This window comes from Arhodomonas sp. KWT, from assembly GCF_010993615.1.
The window spans coordinates 1-730 of sequence record NZ_WNXE01000842.1 but is presented as its reverse complement, the minus strand read 5'-3'; the positions used below and the strand labels follow the sequence as shown (position 1 = coordinate 730).

1 protein-coding gene and 1 pseudogene are annotated in these 730 nt (G+C 70.1%); both read left to right on the top strand.

Translation table 11 applies throughout. The annotated features are described in order from the left end of the window. Window positions 1-552: pseudogene (locus G7A99_RS22805) on the top strand (bifunctional 3,4-dihydroxy-2-butanone-4-phosphate synthase/GTP cyclohydrolase II); the annotation flags it as partial. Window positions 553-602: 50 nt separating this feature from the next. After that, the coding region (locus tag G7A99_RS22800; RefSeq protein ID WP_205600017.1) for a 6,7-dimethyl-8-ribityllumazine synthase at window positions 603-730 on the top strand (128 nt) is incomplete at its 3' end.

Sequence of the window (730 nt, the reverse complement as noted above, 5' to 3'; positions counted from 1 at the left end):
CTCATCGCCTACCGGGTGCGCAACGAGCGCACGGTCGAGCGGGTCGCCGACTGCGAGCTGCCCACGAGCCACGGGCGCTTCCACCTGTACGCCTACCAGGACGTGGTCGACGGGGCGCTGCACTTCGCGCTGGTGCGCGGGCGTCCGCGCCCGGAGGACCCGGTGCTCGTGCGCGTGCACATCCAGAACACCCTCTCCGACCTCTTCGACGCGACCGGCCTGGAGCAGAGCTGGCCCTTGCGCCCGGCGCTGGAGCAGCTCGGCGAGGAGGAGACGGCGGTGGTGGTGATGCTGCGCCGTCCCAGTGACGCCACCGACGTGCTCGCGCGCATGCGCGACTACCAGCGCCTGCAGGCGGGCCAGATCGACGAGACCCAGGGCGGCCGCGCCGAGGGCGAGGCCAGCCAGGACCTGCGCACCTACGGCGTCGGCGCGCAGATCCTCACCGATCTCGGTGTGCGCCGCATGCGCGTGCTCTCCTCGCCGAAGCGGATGCACGGCCTCTCCGGGTTCGGCATGGAGGTCGTCGAGTACATCGAGCCCGAACGCTAGCCCCAGGACTGCAACCAAGCCATCATCCCTGACAGCCAGGTCCGGACCCAATGAACACGATAGAAGGTGACTTCACCGCGCGTGACGCCCGTATCGCCCTGGTGGCGACGCGCTTCAACGCATTCATCGTCGACCGCCTCGTCGAGGGCGCGAACGACTGCCTCACCCGGCACGGCGT